Source organism: Streptomyces albireticuli (genome assembly GCF_002192455.1).
GTDB lineage: Bacteria > Actinomycetota > Actinomycetes > Streptomycetales > Streptomycetaceae > Streptomyces > Streptomyces albireticuli_B.
In genome coordinates this window covers 1,766,862-1,786,135 of record NZ_CP021744.1, presented here as the reverse complement: position 1 = coordinate 1,786,135, position 19,274 = coordinate 1,766,862, and the positions used below count along the sequence as shown (strand labels likewise).

General features: G+C 69.8%; 20 protein-coding genes and 1 pseudogene. 19 read left to right on the top strand and 2 right to left on the bottom strand.

What is annotated here, in order from left to right; all coding sequences use genetic code 11:
* Nucleotides 1–352: 352 nt before the first annotated feature.
* From SMD11_RS07785 to SMD11_RS07720, 14 genes are all read left to right on the top strand, one after another.
* A complete protein-coding gene (locus SMD11_RS07785; RefSeq protein ID WP_087925742.1) occupies nt 353–2,248 on the top strand; it encodes an AfsR/SARP family transcriptional regulator in 1,896 nt (631 codons plus the stop codon).
* Nucleotides 2,249–2,479: 231 nt separating this feature from the next.
* Nucleotides 2,480–3,469, top strand: a complete 990-nt coding sequence (gene fabD, locus SMD11_RS07780; RefSeq protein ID WP_234366368.1) for an ACP S-malonyltransferase — start codon at nt 2,480–2,482, stop codon at nt 3,467–3,469.
* A 67-nt stretch (nt 3,470–3,536) separates the two neighbouring features.
* The gene (locus tag SMD11_RS07775) at nt 3,537–3,947 is read left to right on the top strand and encodes an acyl carrier protein (RefSeq protein WP_087925741.1); all 411 of its coding nucleotides are present in this window, start codon (nt 3,537–3,539) and stop codon (nt 3,945–3,947) included.
* A 57-nt stretch (nt 3,948–4,004) separates the two neighbouring features.
* Nucleotides 4,005–4,772 carry an SDR family NAD(P)-dependent oxidoreductase gene (locus tag SMD11_RS07770; protein WP_087925740.1) on the top strand — a complete coding sequence of 256 codons (768 nt, stop codon included), beginning with the start codon at nt 4,005–4,007 and terminating at the stop codon, nt 4,770–4,772.
* 20 nt (nt 4,773–4,792) lie between these two features.
* Entirely contained in the window at nt 4,793–5,245 is a 453-nt protein-coding gene (locus SMD11_RS07765; RefSeq protein ID WP_087925739.1) for a 3-hydroxylacyl-ACP dehydratase, read from the top strand.
* Complete coding sequence (locus SMD11_RS07760; protein ID WP_087925738.1) at nt 5,242–6,510, top strand: beta-ketoacyl-[acyl-carrier-protein] synthase family protein; 1,269 nt, start codon at nt 5,242–5,244, stop codon at nt 6,508–6,510. The genes SMD11_RS07765 and SMD11_RS07760 overlap by 4 nt, the downstream gene beginning before the upstream one ends.
* Entirely contained in the window at nt 6,507–6,917 is a 411-nt protein-coding gene (locus tag SMD11_RS07755) for a hydroxymyristoyl-ACP dehydratase (protein ID WP_087925737.1), read from the top strand. Before SMD11_RS07760 ends, SMD11_RS07755 begins: the two co-directional genes overlap by 4 nt.
* Entirely contained in the window at nt 6,914–8,212 is a 1,299-nt protein-coding gene (locus SMD11_RS07750; RefSeq protein ID WP_087925736.1) for a beta-ketoacyl-[acyl-carrier-protein] synthase family protein, read from the top strand. Before SMD11_RS07755 ends, SMD11_RS07750 begins: the two co-directional genes overlap by 4 nt.
* A 113-nt stretch (nt 8,213–8,325) precedes the next feature.
* Nucleotides 8,326–10,662 (top strand): beta-ketoacyl-[acyl-carrier-protein] synthase family protein, encoded by a 2,337-nt coding sequence (locus SMD11_RS07745; protein ID WP_087925735.1) that lies wholly within the window; start codon nt 8,326–8,328, stop codon nt 10,660–10,662.
* A gap of 2 nt (nt 10,663–10,664) precedes the next feature.
* A complete protein-coding gene (locus SMD11_RS07740) occupies nt 10,665–11,780 on the top strand; it encodes a 3-oxoacyl-ACP synthase III family protein (RefSeq protein ID WP_234365956.1) in 1,116 nt (371 codons plus the stop codon).
* A gap of 82 nt (nt 11,781–11,862) precedes the next feature.
* Entirely contained in the window at nt 11,863–12,342 is a 480-nt protein-coding gene (locus SMD11_RS07735) for an ester cyclase (RefSeq protein WP_234365955.1), read from the top strand.
* A gap of 370 nt (nt 12,343–12,712) precedes the next feature.
* Entirely contained in the window at nt 12,713–13,114 is a 402-nt protein-coding gene (locus SMD11_RS07730; protein WP_087925733.1) for a hypothetical protein, read from the top strand.
* Between the two features lie 154 nt (nt 13,115–13,268).
* Nucleotides 13,269–13,715, top strand: a complete 447-nt coding sequence (locus tag SMD11_RS07725; protein WP_087925732.1) for a GntR family transcriptional regulator — start codon at nt 13,269–13,271, stop codon at nt 13,713–13,715.
* 2 nt (nt 13,716–13,717) lie between these two features.
* Nucleotides 13,718–14,296 carry an HD domain-containing protein gene (locus SMD11_RS07720; protein WP_087925731.1) on the top strand — a complete coding sequence of 193 codons (579 nt, stop codon included), beginning with the start codon at nt 13,718–13,720 and terminating at the stop codon, nt 14,294–14,296.
* Here SMD11_RS07720 and SMD11_RS07715 read toward each other — a convergent pair.
* Together SMD11_RS07715 and SMD11_RS07710 are read right to left on the bottom strand one after the other, a co-directional pair.
* Nucleotides 14,284–14,757, bottom strand: a complete 474-nt coding sequence (locus SMD11_RS07715; RefSeq protein WP_087925730.1) for an NUDIX hydrolase — start codon at nt 14,755–14,757, stop codon at nt 14,284–14,286. The genes SMD11_RS07720 and SMD11_RS07715 overlap by 13 nt on opposite strands.
* The gene (locus SMD11_RS07710) at nt 14,754–15,524 is read right to left on the bottom strand and encodes a helix-turn-helix domain-containing protein (protein WP_087925729.1); all 771 of its coding nucleotides are present in this window, start codon (nt 15,522–15,524) and stop codon (nt 14,754–14,756) included. The genes SMD11_RS07715 and SMD11_RS07710 overlap by 4 nt, the downstream gene beginning before the upstream one ends.
* 903 nt (nt 15,525–16,427) lie before the next feature.
* Between SMD11_RS07710 and SMD11_RS07705 the strand changes: the two genes are divergently transcribed.
* The 5 genes and pseudogenes from SMD11_RS07705 (at nt 16,428) to SMD11_RS07685 (ending at nt 19,243) form a co-directional block, all read left to right on the top strand.
* A complete protein-coding gene (locus tag SMD11_RS07705; RefSeq protein WP_418952419.1) occupies nt 16,428–16,709 on the top strand; it encodes a hypothetical protein in 282 nt (93 codons plus the stop codon).
* A complete protein-coding gene (locus SMD11_RS07700) occupies nt 16,709–17,356 on the top strand; it encodes a GGDEF domain-containing protein (RefSeq protein WP_087925727.1) in 648 nt (215 codons plus the stop codon). Before SMD11_RS07705 ends, SMD11_RS07700 begins: the two co-directional genes overlap by 1 nt.
* Before the next feature lie 147 nt (nt 17,357–17,503).
* Nucleotides 17,504–17,842, top strand: coding sequence for a hypothetical protein (locus SMD11_RS07695; RefSeq protein WP_087925726.1), 339 nt, complete (start codon nt 17,504–17,506; stop codon nt 17,840–17,842).
* Entirely contained in the window at nt 17,839–18,864 is a 1,026-nt protein-coding gene (locus SMD11_RS07690; protein WP_087925725.1) for a DUF2637 domain-containing protein, read from the top strand. The genes SMD11_RS07695 and SMD11_RS07690 overlap by 4 nt, the downstream gene beginning before the upstream one ends.
* A pseudogene (locus SMD11_RS07685) lies at nt 18,864–19,243 on the top strand (RRQRL motif-containing zinc-binding protein). The gene SMD11_RS07690 and the pseudogene SMD11_RS07685 overlap by 1 nt, the downstream one beginning before the upstream one ends.
* Nucleotides 19,244–19,274 lie beyond the last annotated feature (31 nt).

Below are 19,274 nucleotides of genomic sequence, written 5' to 3'. Positions count from 1 at the left end.
TCCCACCGAATATGCCATACCGTGGACTGTGTCGACCGACAAGTAGAGGTGCTGTGAATCCATTCTAATTAGTGGTCACTCACTATGTGGGCGGAAAAAACAATTATGCGACGCAGCTTCTCCGTATGGCTAGCGTTCGAGATCGCGTCCATGTTAGCTTCAGCAGCGTTTGAACTATTTATCGTGGCGAAGCGAGAGAGCGTCCGTGGGGGCTGCTCGTTCAGAGACGGTCGTGTGTCTACCGCTTCTGCCTGCATCGATTCATGCGGCATTGATTACGGCACCGTAATGCTCCTCCTGCATGCTTCGGTGCCCAACGGCTGCATGAGTCGGCTCCGACGTTGGGGGGACCGTGATCGAATTTCGTCTGCTGGGGGCAGTTGAACTGCGGGTGGAGGGTGTGAGGGTCGACGTCGGGCCGGCCCGTCAACGGGCCGTACTCGCCACACTGCTCGTCCAGTCACCGCTGACCGCGTCGATGGATTCGCTCATAGACCGTGTGTGGGGCGACTCCCCTCCCGCCGGTGCACGTGGTGTCGTCTACACCTATATCGCCCGGCTGCGACGGGCGCTCACCCGGGCGACGGAAGGCCTACCGGAGCGGCTGCTGCTCCGACGCGAACCGGCCGGGTACCTGATGGACATCGACAGCGACTGCGTCGATCTGCACCGCTTCCGCCGCCTGGTGGCTCAGGCGCGGGCAGCCGGTGCGAGTACTCCCCAGCGTTCCGCGTGGTTGGCCGAGGCGCTGGCCCTATGGGGCGGCGAGCCGCTCGCCGGAGTGAACAACGAGTGGGCGCAAAACCTTCGTGGTGCCCTGCGGACGCTGAAGTACGAGGCGCTGACCGAGTGGGCCGACGCGCGACTGGAGGTGGGCGGTTCCGCGGAGGTGATCGGTGCCCTGCGGCAGGAACTCCTCGAAGCGCCCATGGTCGAACCGCTGCACGAGGGACTGACCCGGGCGCTCTATCTCTCGGGCCGGCGGTCGGAGGCGCTCATCCAGTACGAACGCGCTCGCCGGGTCATCGCCGACGAGCTCGGTACCGACCCGGGCCCCGGACTCCAACGGCTGTACGGGCTCATGCTCGCCGGGGAACCGCTGACCGGGACAGGGGAGCGGGCCGTCGTCCGCACCGCTTCGGAGTCCGCGGCTCCGGCCGGGACCGGCGTGCCCGGGAGCTCCTCCAAGGCGGCGGAGGCCCCCGCGCCGGCACTCTCGCGGTTCCGTCTTCCCGACCTGCTTCCCGCGGGCCACGCGGACTTCGTCGGCAGGGAGGCCGACGTGGGATGGATCCACGAGGCGCTTACCAAGGGGGAGGGGCACGGCCCCGCGGTCGCGATCGTCCGCGGTGGTCCAGGTGTCGGGAAGTCGGCACTGGCGTTGCACGCCGCGCACCGCTTCGGTACGCACTACCCCGACGGCCGCGTCTACCTCGACCTGCGGGGCACCGGTGACCGCCCGCTCTCGCCCCTCGCCGCGCTGTTCAGGATGCTGCGCGCGACAGGTGTGGATCCCCGTGAATGTACCGGTGACATCGATGAGCTGATGCGTCTCTACCGTGCCCGGCTGGCCGGGCGGCGCGTCCTCCTGGTGCTGGACGACGCGGCGGACGACAGCCAGCTCATGACGCTGCTGCCGAGCGGTTCGGCCTGCGGGGTGATCGTCACCACCAGGGCGCCGTTCGCCAAGCGCGGTGGGGCGCTGACGCGGAACCTGGCGGGGCTGGGCAGGGGGGAGGGGGTGAGGCTGCTCGCCCGGCTCGTGGGGGAGTCCCGGGTGGAGGCCGAGCGGGTGGCCGCCGGCCGACTGGTGCAATTGTGCGGTGGCGTCCCGTTGGCCCTGTGCGCGGTGGCCAGCCGGATGGACGCCAGACCGCACTACACGGTGCGGTGGCACCTCGACCGCGTCGCGGACGAGAAGCGCTGCCTCGACGTGTTGTCGTACGGGTCGTTCGACATGCGGGCCAGTCTGGCACTCTCGTACGGGCGGCTCAGCCCGACAGCCTCCCGCGCCTTCCGGGCCCTGGGATGTGAGAGCGACGCGCGGTCCGAAGCCGTGCCGGAGGACTGGCGGGGGCCGGTGGGGGTGACCCGGCAGGAAACTGAGGAGGCGCTGGAGGAGCTGGTCGACGCACATCTCCTCCATGTGGCGGGCCGCGACGTCACAGGCCGCATCCACTATCGGTTGCATTACCTGCAACGCGCCTATGCGCGGAGCCTTTCCGCGTGTGAAAGGCAAGCTGCCTGACCGCTTTCTTCGCTCGGTTTTCCCGGAATCCGTCGAAGAGTAAATCACGTCAACAGTCGTGCCGGAGTGTGCACACACTCCGGCACGACTGTTTTTGCTGTGCGCACACAACGGCGGGCTTTAGCCCGTCAGATCGCCTCAAGCAGGATTCAAGAAGATTTTCAACTCCCTCTTGGAGTATGGATGTCGCACGCCAAGGAGTGGAATCCTCTATCTGGTGCGGGGAGTGAGATGGAGAGGGATTTCCGGCAGGCAGTCGCAGTGGCAAACAGAGTGACTTCCACGGCTGTGCTGGCGATGTTTCCGGGGCAGGGTTCGCAAAGGGTGGCCATGGCCGCTCACCTTGTCCGGCAATACCCGGACACCGCGGGACGGATGTTGCGCCTCGCGGACGATGTGCTGGGTCTGCCGCTCACCGCCATGTGCACCGACGGCTCGGCCACCGACCTGGCGCGCACCGAGATCACCCAGCCCGCGATCCTCGCTGTCAGCCTGGCCGTCCTGGAGGTTCTCCGCTCGGAGGGCGGTTTCGCTCCGGCCGCGGTGGCCGGCCACAGCCTCGGCGAGTACACGGCGCTGGTGGCCGCCGAGGTGCTCACGCCCCAGGCGGCGCTGAGTCTGGTGAGGCAGCGCGGGCGGCTGATGGGACGGGTCGGCGACCGGACCTCGGGGTCCATGGCAGCGATCATGGGGCTCACCTCGGCCCAGGTGGAGGAGGCGTGCCTGCGCGGCTCGGTCCACGGGGTCGTACAGGTGGCCAACTACAACGAACCCGCCCAGACCGTGGTGTCCGGGCACCCCGCCGCGGTGGAGGAGGCCGTGCGACTCGCCCGGGAGTCCGGGGCGGAGCGGGTGGTCGCTCTGAATGTCGGCGCGCCCTTCCACTGCTCGCTGATGCGTGAGATCGAGGAGGAGTTCGAGCACGCGTTGGGGTGTGCCCTTTTCGGGGAGCCCCGCACGACAGTGTTCAGCTCGGTGACCGGTACCCCGGTCCGTACAGCCGCCCAGGCACGGATGCTGTTGCGGCGTCAGCTCAGCGGTCCTGTGCGGTGGGTCGAGGTCCTGAACGCGGCCGAGGCCTCCGGTTGTGCCGCCTTCGTCGAGGTCGGCCCGGGCCGGGTGCTCAGCGGATTCGCCCGTCGCGCCGTACCGGGGGCCATGGTGCGCAGCACCAATGACGCGCAGCGCATCAGCGGGCTGCTCCGTCTGCTGCGTGGATGACCCGGATCGTCAATCACCTGGCTATGACGAAACGTCATAGCCGTTGTCAACAGAGAGGCCCGACATCATGTCCGAGACAGCAGTCGACTACCTGGCCGTCGTTCGAGAAGCGGTCGCCGAAGCCCTTGGTTTCGAGGTGGACGAGGTGACCGCCGAAGCCACGTTGCTCGGCGAGCTCGGCGCCGAGTCCATCGATCTGCTCGACATCCTCTTCCGCGTCGCGCGAACCTCCGGCATGAAGATCACCGTGTCGGACATCGGGGACCTGCTCCAGGGCGGCATTCCGGATGAGGAGTTCGGCGACGAGAACGAGGTCGTCAACGACACCGGCCTGAGCCACCTGGAGAAGGTGTTGCCGCAGTTCGACCGCTCACGGCTGGCCGAGCCGCTCACCGCCGACGGCGTGCTGGCCCTCTTCACCGTACGGAACCTCGCCGACCTGCTGTCCGAGCGCGCGGGAGCGCTCCGTGCGGCGTGACGCCAGGCCGGCGACCGGCCTCCGTCCCACGGAGCCGGCGACCGACGGGGGAAGGCCATGACGCTTCAGGGCCTCGGCGCTCTCGTCACGGGGGCCTCGCGCGGTATCGGCCGCGCTGTCGCACTGCGGCTGGCGCGCGAGGGCGCGGCCGTGGCCGTCAACTACCGCTCACGCAGAGACGAAGCGCTCTCCGTGGTGAAGGACATCCACGCGGCGGGCGGACGGGCGGTGGCCCTGGAAGCGGATGTGGCCGACCCCACCGCGGCGCGCGAGCTCGTCGAGCAGGCCCGTACGGCCTTGGGCGGCCTGCACGTGCTCGTCAACAACGCCGGCATCACCCGGGACGGACTGCTCTGGGATGTGGGCGCCGATGCCTGGTGGGACGTGATGAAGGTCAACTTCGGGGGTGCCTATCACTGCACCCACGCCGTCGCACCGCACTTCATGGCTCAGCGCCAAGGCGCCGTCGTGAACGTCTCCTCCGTCATGGGGGAGAGGGGGTGGATCGGTCAGTCCAACTACTCCGCCTCCAAGGGGGCGCTCAACGCCTTCACCCGCAGCGCCGCGGTCGAACTGGCGCGCTTCGGCGTCCGGGTCAACGGCGTGCTCGCCGGCATCGTCCCCACGGAACTGGTGGGTGAGGTACTGGCGAAGGACGGCGGCAGGGGCATCAAGAGGCAGGTGCCCATGCGGTCCTTCGGCACCTGTGAGCAGGTCGCCTCGGTCGTGGCCTTTCTGGCGGGTCAGGGAGCCGAGTACATGACAGGCGAACTCGTACCGGTGGACGGCGGACTCGCCTCCCAGCTCGGTATCGGACGCCCGTGAGGGAGAAAGGAGAGCGAGCTGTGCGATTCCATCTGATCGACCGGATCGAGTCCTGGAAGCCGGACGAGCGCATCACCGCCCGCAAGGTCACCTCCCGAGGAGAGGACTACTGGCAGCGGGTGGACGGCGGCCGGACGATGCCCTTCGGGCTCGTCCTGGAGTCGGTGTGCCAGGCCGCGACCTGGCTCGTCCTGCTCAGCACCGACCATGCCCGGCGGGCGGTCCTGCTCACCGTCGACGAGGCCGTCGAGTACCGGGCCGTCACTCCGGGCGAGGTGCTGCGTATGTCGGCGGAGATCGTCTCGCTCACCGCGGAAGCGGCGGTCGTCGACGGAACCGTCGAAGTGGCCGGCGAGACCGTACTCCGCGCACGCGGGATCATGTGCGCGCTCGTCGAGGCCGACCGGCTCGACGAGCCGGCCGACACCGCGCGCATGGGCGGTCTGTTGCTGGGCGGAGGGACGGCCTTGTGAGGCGTGTGGTCATCACGGGGGCCGGCGCGGTCACCCCGCTCGGCAATGACGCGGAGACCACCTTCCAGGGGTTGTGCGAGGGCCGGAACGGCATCGGACCGTTGACGACGTTCGACCCCATGGGCTTTGCCGTACGCATCGCCGGTGAGGTGCGTGATTTCGAACTCCGGGCAGGGGCGGCGGAGCGCCTCGGCGCCGCGAGGCTGTCCCGGGCGGGACGGTTCGGGGTGGCCGCGGCAGCGGAGGCGCTCGACCGGGTCGGCGCGGGCAAGGACGTCTACCCCGAGTCCGAGCGCGGCGTCGCCATGGGCGCCAGTGTCGGCCGGCCCGACCTTTACCACCTCGTGGAAACCCACCAGCTGCGGGTCGACAGCGGGCGCGCCGACGCCTTTCTGCCGCGGAGCCCGCGCTCCGTACTGCGGGACAACCAGAACCTCCCCCTGAGCACCATGGCCCGGCTAATGTCTGCCACGGGCCCGATGATCGGTGTCAGCACCGCCTGCTCCGGCTCCGGCCACGCGATCGGCGAGGCGTTCCGCGGCATCCAGGAAGGCGATGCGCGGTTCATGCTCGCGGGAGGCTACGACTCCCTCACGAGCTGGATCGACGTGCTCGGCTTCAGCCTCCTCGGGGCCATGACCGAACAGCACAATGACGAGCCGGAAAAGGCCTCGCGCCCCTTCGACGCGAACAGGTCCGGATTCGTGGTGGGGGAAGGGGCCGTCGTCTTCGCCCTGGAAGAGCTGGAGTCGGCCCGTGAGCGCGGTGCCCGGATCCTGGCGGAGATCCTCGGCTACGGGAGCACGCTCAACGCCTGGCGCATCACGGACTCACCGCCCGACGGGTCGGGTGCGATCCAGGCCATGGAGGCCGCCGTCGCCGAATCGGGCCTCGGCGCGGAGAGCATCGACTACGTCGTCGCGCACGGCACCGGCACCCACGGCAACGACCTGTCGGAGACCGTGGCGATCAAGAAGGTGTTCGGCCGCCACGCGCACCGGCTGGTGGTCAGCTCGCCCAAGTCCATGACCGGCCATCTGACGTCGGCGGGCGCCGCGCTGAACGTACTGGCCGGTGTGGGCGCGATCGAGAGCTCGGTCGTCCCGCCCACCAGGAATCTCGACACACCCGACCGGCGCCTCGACCTCGACTATGTGCCTCGCACCGCGCGTCGCATGCCGGTCGGCGCGGTGCTCGTCAACGCCTTCGCCTTCGGCGGGAGCAACACGAGCCTCGTCATCGGCGCCTACCAGGAGAGGACATGACAACCATCGCAACCGCCGTGCCGGATGTCCTGACCACCGCCGATTTCGACCGGATCGTGGTCTTCGAATCCGGTCGGCGTGCCATAGCCGTGCGCAATGTGCCGGCGACACTGCAGTGCTTCACCACCCACTTCCCACGCCTCCCGGTGCTTCCGGGGGTCCTGCTGCTGGAGGACATGGCCGCCCTTGCCGCCGGCGTGGCGTACACAGGGCGGCCGCTGCGCCTCCGGGCCGCACGCAAGGTGCGCTTCCGGCGCCCGGTCGGTCCCGGGGATCAGGTCGAGATCACCGTCGAGATGACGGGACCCGTCGGGGGCGGCACGGAATGCGGTGCCGTCGCGAGGGTCGGCGGCCGAACGGTCGCCACGGCCGGCGCGCTCCTGCTCCACCCGGTGGACGCGCGGTGAGCCGCCCGGAACGCCGGGTGGTGGTCACCGGCATCGGGCTGCTCACGGCCCTGGGGGAAGGCGTGCAGGCGACCTGGAAGGCGCTGCTGGCGGGACGCAGCGGCGTCGGGCTCATCCGGGCCTACGATCCGCAGCCGTTGCGCACCCGCCTGGCCGCCGAGATCGAAGGATTCGAACCGGAACGATTCATGGCGCGCCGTTCGCTGCGCATGCTCAACCGGGGCGATCAACTCGCCGTCGCGGCCGGGACACTGGCCCTGGAGGACGCCGGCCTCCGCGGGGCGTGGGAGGGCGGGACCGGGCTCGGGCCGCGGACCGGGCTGTACCTCGGCGGTAACAAGGAGGTGCCGAAGCTGGACGAACTCATCGGCAACCTCGGCCGGGTCCGCCGCGCCGACGGCACGGTGGATCTGCCGGCGCTCGGCCGGAACGCCTCCTCGCTCATAGCTCCGCTGTTCTTCGTCGAAGGTCTGCAACCCGCCGCCGCCTTCCACATCTCGGAGAAGTTCGGGATACGCGGGGCCAACGCGTTCTTCGCGGGTACCGCGGACTCCGGAGCCGTCGCACTCGGGCGGGGCATGCGCTCCGTGCGACGAGGCGAGTCGGACATCGCGCTCTGCGGTGGATACGACGACGCCACCTCGTGGTGGACGATGTCGAAGATGGACGGGCTCGGCGTCCTCACCACCCGCGAGGAATGGGGCGAGCGGGCCTTCCGCCCCTTCGATCGCGAGCACAGCGGCTCCGTCTTCGGGGAAGGCGCGGCGCTGCTGGTCCTGGAGGAACGCGAACACGCGCTGTCCCGCGGCGCGCGCTGCTACGCGGAGATCGACGGCTTCGGTACCGGCAACGACTGCACCAGACCACCGAGCCCCGACCCCGACGGACGCGGCCTGTCCCGGGCCGTCGCCCGCGCGCTCGCGGACGCCGGACGCGGGCAGGAGACCGACTACATCGCCGCGCACGGCTGCGCCACGCCGCTGGGCGACCTGAGCGAGACCCGGGCACTGCACGACGCGCTGGGGCCGGCCGCGAGATCGGCCCAGATCAGCAGCGTCAAACCCCAGACCGGTCATCTGCTCGGCGGCGCGGGTGCCCTCAACGCCGCAGTGGCGGCGCTCGCCCTCGACTGCGGGACGGTGCCGGCCACGCTGCACTGCGATGACCCCGCCGCCGGGTGCGACCTGGACTGGATCCCCGGCACTCCGCGCGACAGCGCGCCGCGCACGGCGCTCGCCCTTGCTCGTGGCCTAGAGGGGCAGGCGGCGGCCCTGTCGTTGAAGCGTGCCGGGTGACGGCGGTGGCGCATCCGTCTCCACTTCACGTGAGGGCCGGAGGAGACCCTCCGGCATCACCCATCTCAGAACAGCCGGTCCCGGAACGGCCAGGCGTGAAAGGAGAGGGCGCGATGGACGGCACGTCCCGAAAGATCCGGCACGTGGTCATCACGGCCGTGGGAGCGGTGACGGCACACGGCATCGGCGCCGAGGCGCTGTGGAAAGGCAGTATGGACGGCACGGTGGCCATTCGCCCCGTCGACGCCTTCGCCGAGGACGGCTCCGCACCGAGGATAGGAGGAGCGGTTCCGGAGTTCCCGGTCCCCGCTTACGACTATCCGGCAGGGCTCGGCGGGGCGAGGGAACCCGCCCTCGACTTCGCGCTCACCGCTGCCCAGGAGGCGCTCGCCGCGAGCGGGCTGACCGGGATACCCCGGGAACGCTGGGGGATCGCGTTCGGCAGCTGCAACGGCGGTACCCGCAGCGGCGAGCTGGCGCTGAGCCGGGCCCGTGGATCCGGGGAAACGGACGGTAACCCCTTCCAGCCCTTGCTGGTGTCCCCGCACGCCTTGGCGGAGGCGCTGAGCGCGGCGTTCGACATCCAGGGTCCTGTCCTGTCCGTCAACACCGCATGCGCGTCCGGTGCGCACGCCTTGGCGCATGCGCTGGAGGTGATACGCGGGGGACGTGCCGACGCGATGCTGGTGGGCGGCAGCGACGCGTTCACCGAGACCGCCTTCGCCGGGTTCACCAGCCTCCAGTCGCTGTCCGCCCGCCCGGCCGCCCCGTATTCCAGAGACCGGGACGGCCTCTCGCTGGGCGAGGGGAGCGGCATGCTGGTGCTGGCGGAGGAATCCGTCGCACAGCGTTGCGGAGCACCGGTGCTGGCGAAGCTGATCGGCTATGGACTCTCCGCCGACGGGTACCACGCCACAGCGCCGCACCCGGAGGGCGAGGGCGCGAGCCGGGCCATCCGGGGCGCCATGAGATCGTCCGGCGTATCCGCCGACGACATCGGATACATCAACGGCCATGGAACAGGGACCCGGAAGAACGACGAGGCCGAGAGCAACGCCGTACGCACCGCCCTCGGTGAGGTCGCTGAGAAGACCCCGCTGAGCAGTACGAAGTCGACCGTCGGGCATCTGCTCGGCGCTGCCGGTGCCGTGGAGGCCGTCGTCACCGTCCTGGCCCTGCGGGATCAGACGCTCCCGCCCACGGCCGGTTTCACTGGTGTCGACCCCAAGTGCGGTCTGGACAGTGTGCCGTTGCGGGCACGACGACAGCCCATGGATGTCGCCCTGTCCAACAACTTCGCCTTCGCCGGCGCCAATGCCACCGTCGCTTTCGCCCGGCCGGGCACCGCGGTGCCCGCCCCGCCCGAAGCCCGGGACGAGAGCGTCGTCGTGACCGGCATCGGCGTGGTCACGGCAGGAGGCCAGGATCCTGATGCGCTGTGGGAGAACTACCGAGCGGGCGTGAGCCCCGGCGGCCCGTACCGTGGACTGCGGGCCGCCCCTGTCGAATTCGACCCCGGCCGCTGGATCCCGCCCCGGGAACGCCGGCGTATGGACAGACCGGGCCTCCTCGCCGTCGCCGCTTGTCACGAAGCGCTGGTGCACGCGGGCCTCGATGCCCACGGCAGGGTGGGCGTGGTGCTCGGCACGGGGCTGGGGCCGATGCGCAGTACGGAGGAGTTCTACCTGCCCGTACTCGCCAGTGGGTCCGCGGCGGCCAGCCCTGCCGTCTTCCCCAACACCGTCTTCAACGCCGCCGCGGGACAGGTCGCCATGGTGCTCGGCGCCAAGGGGCCCACGTCCACGGTCACGGCGGGGCACGCGGCAGGCGCCTCCGCCCTCTCCGTGGCGCACGACCTGCTGCGTGCGGGCCGCGCCGACGCGGTGCTCTGCCCGGCGGTGGACGACCTCTCGGCCACGGTGCTCGATTTCTATGACGCGCTCCCGCTCTTCCGCGGCTCCGCGGGGCGTGGCTACACCCTGGCCGACGGCGGCGTCGCGCTGCTTCTGGAGCGCGCTTCCGCCGCCCGCGCCCGGGGGGCCCGGGTCCTCGCGGAATTCGTGGGCCACGGCACTGCGTCCGACGCGCTCGGGGTGGGGCGCTGGGACGTACACGGCGCCGGTGTCGAGCGCGCGATGCGCCACGCTCTCGCGGACAGCCACCTCGCGGCCGGCGACCTGGAATCCGTATGGGCCAACGCGGCGGGGCTGGCAGCCGTGGACCGTCCGGAGGCGCGGGCGATCGGCCGGCTCACGGATGACTCCCCCCGCCCGGTGCACGCCCCCAAGCGCGTTCTCGGCGAGCCTGTGGGCGCCGGGGCCCAACTCGCGGCGGCTCTGGCCATCACCGGCTGGCGGCGCACCGGGGCCGCGGGCCCCGTGCTCGTCAACAGCTCCTCTCTCGGTGGCACCCACATCAGCCTTGTGTTCCGACCCGCAACGGAGAACTGACCATGCCTCAGCACGTCACCGCCCTCCGCCGGATCTCCTTTCTCTCCACCGGTGCCCAGCTGCCGGGCGACCCCATCGACAACGCGACACTGGAACGGCTGTGCGGTCCGCTGCCGGAGGACGTGCTGACCGGGATCGGGGTGCGGCACCGGCACTGGATCATCGACCCGGAAACCGGTGAACACCACTCCAGCACCACGGACATGGCGACAGCGGCGGCACGCCTCGCCCTCGAGCGTGCGGGCCTGGAGCCCGGCGATATCGATCTCCTGGTGATGTCCACGGCCAGCCCCGACCACGCCCTGCCCGCGGCAGGCACTTTTGTTCAGGAACGGCTCGGTCTCGACCGGTGCGCCGTCGTCGAGGTGCGCGCCGGCTGCGTGGGGGCGGTGCAGGCACTCGACTACGCGCGCCGCATGCTGGCCGACGGGACCTACCGAACCGCGCTCGTCGTCGGTGCCGAGTCGATCTCACCGCTGCTGGCCCCCGTCTACCTCGGCCGTGATCCCTTCCGCGTCCGGATGCGCGACCGGCTCACCGTGTACACCTTCGGGGACGGCGCGGGAGCGGTCGTACTGCGTGCGGGCGAGGAGGGGTCGGCTGCCGAGGATCCACTGGGGCACACCTTCGCGACCCAGTGCCTCGGCGGCGGCCGGCGACCGGGCATGCAGGTTGTCGGTGGTGGTACGGACGCACCCCTGGCCGAACAGCGGAGACGTCACCGGCTGATGGAGATCCGGCTCGATGTCCCGGGCACCGCGGAGTTCGGCCCCCAGGTGTTCGCCAACGGGCTGAGGGACGTGCTGCGGCGTTCCGGCCTGTCGGTGGACGACGTCGACGCCTGTGTCCTGCCCGAGGGAAACGCCGAATATTTCAGCCGGGAATTCGAATCCGCAGGGATCGGCGCGGCCGATCACAGCGCGTTGCAGAAGATCATTGTCGAGAATCTGGCCGATGTCGGAGCCACGGGTTCCGCTGCGGTGCCACTCGCCCTCGACGCCGGGATCGCGGCCGGCCGGGTGCGTCCGGGACATAAGGTCCTGCTGCTCGCCATCGAGGCCAGCCGCTATCTCTATGCGGGACTCACCCTCACCTGGCAGGGGCCCGGACATGTCTGAACCATCCCTCGGACCCGGGAACCTCCCTCTGGCCCGGCGCGACGAATCGCGCGCTACCGCGCCCGCCGATCAGGTTGCGGTCGTGAGCGACGACGAGCGCAACAAGGCCGTCATCCGCAGAGTGTTCGACGAGTTCGTCAACCGGGGTGACTTTTCCGTGGTCGACGAGATCTACCGCGCCGATGTGGTCGATCACCAGCCGCTGCCCGGAGCCCCGAAAGGCATCCCGGGAGTCAAATACACCATCGCCGGACTGCGGGCCGGATTCCCCGATCTGCACGTCACGATCGAGGACATGAGTGCTCACGCGGACCATGTCGTCATCCACAACACCTGGCGGGGCACTCACCTCGGCGAGTTTCTCGGTTTGCCGCCGACCGGCCGCGCCATCGAGTTCACGGGGGTGGTCGTCTGGCGGTTGACAGGCGGCTTGATCGCCGAACGCTGGGGCATCGGCGTCGATTCCAACATGCTGGCCGAACTGGGCATGAGGGGCCTTGCTCCTGGCGCCCGGAGCAACACCCGCCGGAACAGGACGGCGAAGCCGCCGCTGTCCGGGTGAGCCGTGCGCCAGGGCGCCCCGGGCCCTGGACAGCGGCCCACCGGGCCCGGGGCCTTGCCTGAGGCGCGAACCGGCAGAGAAGTCCCACGGTCGCCGCCGCACCCCCTCCCGGTCCGCTTCTCCGCGGGCCGGACGGGACGCGGCGGCATTCCGCCGGTCAGATGTCGCGGATCTTACGGCGTGATCCTCTGACCTCGGGCGTCTGCGAGAGGGTGCTTGCTGAGCTGGGGCGGGGCAGTCGTTGATTGTCGTCCCCGGTCGTCACCGGCCGCCTTCGCACGGCCCGAGGACGGCCCCGACGCCGGGCGAGCCCTCTCCGTAGCCACCCAGTGCTCCACCGAGCCGGACTGAACCCCGCTATCGTCCCTGCATGGATGTCACCCTGTCGGCGGCCAGCAATGTTGTCGCCGTCCTGGCGCTTGTTGTCGCATGGGTGCAGCTCACTCGGCTCAGGGACGAGCGGCGGAGGAACTTCTACTTGACGCAGCTAGTGGCGATTGCCGACGCACTCGACGAGCACGGGGGGAGTGCGCCGCACAGGGTGGACGTGCGCGTGCGCACCTTGCCCCAAGGGATGGCACCGGTGGCTTGGGCATGGGTAACCGAGGGCGACCGGCCCCCGTCGTCCCTGTACGCGAGGTTCGAGACAGTGGCCGCCCCTGGCGAAGACTGGGGCACCTGGGTTCGGGCCTGCGTACGAGAAGAGATCAACCAAGCTGTTGCTTCACAGCTCACCGCTTCCGGCAACCTGCGCCGCTTCGGCAGGCGGTAACCTGCGCAGCGCCCCGTCGATCGCGTGGGGTAGCTCCTCACAGGATTCGATACTGAGGACCTCCCAGATGCGGATGGGGAGTCTCGGCGCTCAGGCTTCAGCGTGCGAAGCTGGAGTGGGCGAATCGCCACCGAGACCGATGAAAGGGGGGCGCGTGCCGCAGGTCAGTCCGCGGGGTACGTACTTGCAGATCTCGGAGTCTCTGCGTCAGAAGATCGAGAAGGGGCAGATCAGCGAGGCGCTGCCTTCCGAGGCAGAGCTGATGCGTGTCTACGGCGTTGGGCGTAGCACGATCGGGCGGTCGCTTAAGGCGCTGAAGATGGAGGGGATTATCGAGTCCGTGCAGGGGGCTGGATGGTTTGTCACCGGCACTGGCGATCGTCGGCCCCTCGTTGATCAGGTGATGGATCTCCTTCGAGGGGAAGGCATGGCGGTGGGCGACACATTCCCGTCCGAGAACGAGCTGTGCGAGCGGTTCGCGGTGTCCCGGACTGCGGTGCGCTCCGCCATCGCTCAGATGGAAGGGCGGGGCCTCATCGAGATGGGCCCGCGCCGGCGGCGGCAGGTCCGCGCTCTCCCGGGCGAAGAAGGGAGCTCGTAGCCATGGCCACTACGGACCTCACGGGACGGGCTTACGGGCTCGCGGAGTCTCTGCTGTCCGACCCGCTGCCGCGACGCTGGTCCCATTCCCTCGGGGTCGCTGAGAGGGCCCGCTCCCTCCGGGCGATCCTCGGGGAGGACGCGGCTCTGATGGAGGCCGCGGCCGTTCTCCACGACATCGGGTACTCCCCCAGCATTGCCTCCACGGGGTTTCACCCCCTCGACGGCGCACGCTTCCTGCGGGACCAGGAGGGGATGGACGAACGCGTTGTCCGGTTGGTGGCACATCACTCCTGCGCCCTTCTAGAAGCGGAGGAGCGTGGACTTCGTGAGGAACTGGAGAGTGAGTTCGAGCTGGAGCGGCCGGCTTTGGTTGACGCCATGCTGTTCAGTGATATGAGAACCACCCCCGACGGCGAGCCCACGACCTCTGAGGCGCGCGTAGCCGAGATCGTTGACCGGTACGGCCCAGACACGATCGTGGGTCGCTTCATTCAGCGTGCGGCCCCCGAGATCCACGCGGCAGTGCGGCGTGTCGAAGAGCGTCTCTACGTGGCTCAGGAAGTGAGTCAGCCGATATAGGGGGTTGTCCGCGATGCGTCTAGACCGTGGGTAATTCGGAGGCGCATCGACGGATGGATGTCGAGTTTATCGAGGTCTGACAGGGAGACCCACCGCACCTCTTTCGACTCAGAGCTGGTCCGCAAGGATCCGCCAATAGGACGGGCGCGAAAGCAGATGGAGAACTGCTGGCGAACTTCACCGTCGTCGTACGCCATGACGTGCCGTGGGTCGGTGTATAGACCAACTACGGCGTCTACGGTCACCGAGATGCCTGTCTCTTCCTCCACTTCCCGGATGACTGTCTGGGTGATGCTTTCGCCGACGTCGTGGCCGCCGCCAGGCAAAGCCCAGAGGTCGTTGTCGGTCTTGTGGATGAGTAGGAGGTTGCCCTGTTCGTCCTGGACAACCGCCGTGACGGATGGAACGACCGAGTTGGCCTCGGGTGCATTCGGGTCACGAAAGTAGTCGATGCGGCTCATGCTGTGGCGCCCTCGTAATCGGTAGGCGATGTGATGGGTCGACCGTTCTCCCAGACGCGTTCAAGGCTTTCTGCGTACGTGTCGAATAGCTCGCCGCCAGGAACGCGCTGGAGGTGGAGCACAGGTGCCATATAGGCCCCTACGCCGTAAACGTGGCCGTTGGCTAACAGCTCGTCGTCAGCTCGGTAGATTGAGTTGTAGAGCGTCGTCTCGTGAAGTCTGAACTCCACGCCCGTAAGTCGGAATAGTGGCGCGTAGTTCATTAACGCGTTCCGGATTTTGGCGGCCATGGATGACCCGATTCCTTCATCCGCGCCGCGAACGGCTACAGCCGAACTGGCAGGGTCGCCGAGCATGAAGCGCACTGGTACGCCGGCGGCGGCCTTCTCTCGGACGAGCCGGTGGAACCGTGGATCCTCCGTAAGCCAGAAGCCCGAGTACACAAGCACGTCGAAGTGCTCCGTGGCGCTTGCGTAGAGCTTTGCCCAAGCGTCCGGCGGGACGACGGACCGATGCGCGTAGAGCTTGATCACCTCTGAGTCGCTGGACGCGGTCACCTCCTCCGAGGTCCGTTCGTCCGGCCAGAGGTACGAGACCTCTCGCCGGAGCATGGAGGCGACGGCGTACTGAAATCGCCTGTAGGGCTTGCGGTTCGGTTCAGACACCCAGCGTTCAACGGTCTTCGGGGATACCCCGAGCCGCTCTGCTACCTGCTCCAGCTTGAGGCCGCTCTCGACGATCGCCCCACGGAGCCTCTCGTTCGCCATGCGACTCTCCCGTCCGGGACGTCCTAGGACGACTTTGACTGTAGCGAGTCGGTAGCAAGTCGTGCACGCGCGGAGTCCAACGTCCGCCGTAGCGACGGCAAGCTGGTCATGTCGCTGATCGAGGGCGGCGGTTCCGAGTCCAAGCCTCCAGGGGTTGACGGCGCTGGAACGGCCTGCCACGGTGAGAGGCATGTAATACATGCATCGCTTCGGCGATGTGGCTCCGACTGCTTCTGTGCGCCCGGAGGGCTCCGTGAAACGGGTCCAAAGGCAGTGTCCGTTCCTTGAGAACTGAACAGTGTGTCGAGTCGACGGGGTGAGAGTCCCCGTTCCCGCAGCGGCCCGGGTGATGGCCGCCGGCAGCCACTTCGTGGCAGGTGAACCTGTCCTGCCCGCGTGTCAGCTCTGGGGAACAGCCCTGGGGATCATCCCTTCATTGCTGGAGGACAACCCCTTGGTTGCCACCTGATACGCGCTGCCCTGCTCGCGTCAGAGCAGTGACGATGACGCACCCGACGTTCCCGGGCTCGGGGCTGGCCAGCCGTGGCAACGGCCGACCGGAGAAGCCCGTGACCGCTCCCCGATCGGGAGGACAGAGTGTTCCGACGAAGATCTGAGACGCCTGCCGGGCTGGACCGGCCCGGCAGGACGTCCTTCGCGTCACCATCACCGGCCGCCCGAGCACGGGCCCGCCTGTGATGCCCAACGGGACCGCGGCACAGGGTGCTGCGGCCGGTTACCTCCTCCGCCCGTCCGGTGCTCGGCCCGTGGCCGTAGCGCTGTACGGGCGGGGTTGAGGGGAGCCGGAGGTTCCGACTTCAACGGCGCGGCCCCGGCGCTGACACACCGGGGCCGCTGGGCCGTTCCCGCCTGGATGAGAGGCGTACGACCGTGAAGCACATTGTGGCAGGGCAAGAGGCCGCTACGGCCGCTGAGTTCGTGGAACTGGCCCTCGGCACCCCGGTGGAGTTATGGCTGGGTGTGCCCGGGGAGAGCGAGGGGGAGCGGGCGGCCCGGCTGGATGCGGCCCGCGACATCATCGGCGAGGACCCGCACCTGTTCGACCGGGTGACGCGGATCGCCGCGACGCTGATCGAGACCCGCACCCCGCACCTGTTCGACCTGGCCACCAGCGGCCGCCGCGTGAAGGGCTGGGAGCCCGGGCCCGGGGCGGAGGCGGCGTGATGGACACCGTTCTCTCGCTGTCCGCGACGGCCGGCCCGCTGCTGGCCGGCTGGTCCCTCCACGCCTGTCTGCTGCGTCGCCGGGCCCGCCGGGCGCGGTTCGACCCGCTGACGGCGCTGCCGGGCCGCGACCTGTTCACCCACTGCGCGCGCCGTGACCTGCGGGCCCGGGGTGCGGTGGTGGTGATGGTGGACCTGGACGGGTTCAAGGACGTCAACGACACCCGCGGCCACGCCGCGGGGGACGCGGTCCTGGCCTCTACCGGCGCCCGCTTGCAGAAGTGGGCCGACCTGCACGGCGGCACCGCCGGCAGGCTGGGCGGAGATGAGTTCGCCGCCACCGCCCTGATCCCCGACCCCCGGAACCTCGCCCCCGAGCTGGCGGCACTGCATGCCGCATTGCGGCGGCCGGTGTCCTTCCGGGGCTACGAGCTCCTGGTCAGCGCGTCTATCGGCGCGTACGCCACCCCTTTCGGTCCCCCGGATCTGGGGGTGGCGCTGCGGCGGGCGGATGAGGCCATGTACGCGGCGAAGCGCTCCAGTGGCGGCTGGGAGGTCGCCTACGGCCCGGTACCGGAGATCACCACCACCAATGGCCGCCGCGCCGGCCGCCCCGGCACCGCACCCCGGACGGGAGGCCCGCGATGACCGCGCTCCGCCACCGCCTCTACCGCTGGCTCCACCCGCGCTCCTACCGGGCCGGGCAACTCGCCGAACAGCGCCACCAGCTCTACGACCCGCCGGTGCCCCCCGACTACCCTCGCGCCGTCGGCACGCCGTCCTCGGGGGTGCGGCGTGAGCGCCTCGACCCTGGCCGCGCTGGACGCCCCGTTGCTCGTGCTGCGGGTTTTCAGCGCGGAGTTCGCGCACCTCCCCGCCCCCACGCTGGGGATCTCCGCGATCGTCCCGGACCTGTTGGAGCTGTCCTTCCACGATGACCTGGCCGGGTTCGAAGCGTGGCGTGCTGCCCTCGGATTCGCGCCTGAGTCCGTGAGCTACCACGAGCAGAGCGGTGGCCGCACCCGCGTCCTGACGGCCCAGACCGGCTACGCCGGCGCCCAGGTGCGCCTGCTCGGGTACGCCGAGATCCCCGCCCGTGACGGGGGGCGTTCACGGCAGGGGGCCGGGCGGTGAACGCTGATCAGGTCCGTTCAGCGGAACGTGCTCTGTCGGTGGGCATGTGGCTGATCGTCTTCGGCGCCATGCTCTACTCGATCCTCACCGTCACCCCGCTCATGGCGTCCCACACCCCGGACGCCTGGGACTGGACGGCCCCGATCCTGCCACTCGTGGTGGATGCCGCCGTGGTGATCGTGGTCTGGCTCGACTCCGCCCTCGCCCGCCTGGGCGGGTCCGGCGGCCGGTGGCCGACCGCGCTGCGGTGGATGACCGGCACCATGACACTCGCCCTGAACATCGGGGACTCCGCGCTGCTCACGGACATGGTCGGCGTGGCCGTCCACGCGGTGGCACCCCTGCTCCTGATCGTCACCGCAGAGACCGGGCTGGCCTACCGGCGGGCCATCGCCGCCGCCGTGAACGCCCTGGAAGCCCGGCAGCGAGCCGAGCGCGAAGCAGTGCGGAAAGCCGCGGAGGACCGGGCTGAGGCGGCCGCTCGTCGGGATCGGGAGCAGCGCGAGCACGACGCGCGGCTTGCTCGTGAACAGCGTGAGCACGATGCCCAGGTCGACCGTGAACGCCGTGAACACCAGGCCCAGCTGGCCCGCGAACAGGGCGAGCGGGAGGAGCAGGCGCGGCGGGAGGCGCGGGAACTGGCGGAGGCCCGGGAGGCGCGCGAGCGGGCCGAGGCTGAACGCCGTGAACAGGAGCGTGCACAGCAGCAGCGCGAGCGTGAACACCGTGAACGCGAGAGCGCCGAGCGGCGGGCCCGCGAAGAGCGGGAGCGCACTGCGCGTGAACGCCGTGAACACCAGGAGCGGGCCCAGCGGGCCGAGCGTGAACGGGCCGCCCTGCTGGCCACCGGCCCGGCCACCGAGAAACTGTCGGAGGAGCGGGCCCGCGCGACCGTCCGGGCCGCCTTCGACGCCGGCCTGCCCGTGCGGACCGCGGCCGAGCTCACCGGCTGGTCCACCGGCTGGATCTCCACCCGCTACCAAGAACTCCGCGACCACCCCGCCACTGAGGCCCTCGTCTGATGGCCGTGCGCTTCTACGACCCCACCGGGGCCCGGCACGGCATCCCCACGTATCCGTGGAGTCTGGCGCCGGACGGCCTGGCCACCCGCCGCCAGCTCCGGGACCAGGGCTTACGGCCGGGCGGGCAGGAGATCGCCGCCCAGGTCATGTGGTTCAACCCCCGGCGGGGCGGGGCGGGGTGCGGGTCGCGTACCTCTACCCCGTCGCGTCGGCGGCGAGGGTCCGCCCGATGACCCCCGCGAAATGGGCCGCCCTCGCCAAGGCGATGCGTGCCCGCCGCACCTGCCCCCAGTGCCGCACCGACGCCGGTTACTGCATCCCGCCCTCGCTCGGGATGTGTGTGACCTGCGCCTACTCCGAGGAACAGCGCGCCGCCTGAACCATCCCCACTTGTGACCTGGAGGTTCGCG